Source organism: Thioclava sp. SK-1, from assembly GCF_001705665.1.
GTDB lineage: Bacteria > Pseudomonadota > Alphaproteobacteria > Rhodobacterales > Rhodobacteraceae > Thioclava.
Genome location: NZ_MDHA01000017.1, coordinates 1 through 492 on the forward strand (window position 1 = coordinate 1; position 492 = coordinate 492).

General features: G+C 55.5%; 2 pseudogenes and 1 other annotated feature. Both pseudogenes read left to right on the forward strand.

The annotated features are described in order from the left end of the window. Window positions 1-86: pseudogene (locus tag BFP70_RS21540) on the forward strand (IS3 family transposase); the annotation flags it as partial. Between the two features lie 53 nt (window positions 87-139). Further along, a pseudogene (locus BFP70_RS00585) lies at window positions 140-492 on the forward strand (transposase); the annotation flags it as partial. Further along, window positions 427-492 (forward strand) — a sequence feature (AL1L pseudoknot). This feature is flagged as partial in the annotation. Its footprint overlaps the pseudogene before it by 66 nt.

Sequence of the window (492 nt, forward strand, 5' to 3'; positions counted from 1 at the left end):
GTCCGCGCATGACGCAGGAATTGAAGGAACTGGGTCTTCAAGTTGGCCCGCGCCGCGTCGCCCGGATCATGCGTGACAACGGCATTCTGAATCGCCCCGAGTTTGTCGGAGACCATCAACTTAAGTAAGGATGATGGTTATGACAAAAAGCAAAATGGCAAATCGCTACTCGCCAGAAGTTCGCGCGCGGGCGGTCCGGATGGTGTTTGAACATCAAGGTTCATATGAAACGCAAGCGGGCGCGATAGCGGCCATTGCACCCAAGATCGGCTGTATTCCCCAGAAACTGAGCGGATGGGTCAAGCAGGCCGAGAAGGACAGCGGCATGCAGGATGGCGTGACGACCGAGGAACGTGATCGCATCAAGACGCTGGAACGAGAGAACCGTGAACTGCGCCAGGCAAATGAGATATTGCGCAAGGCATCAGCTTATTTTGCGCAGGCGGAACTCGACCGCCCACTCAAGCGATGATCGGTTTCATCGACGATCAA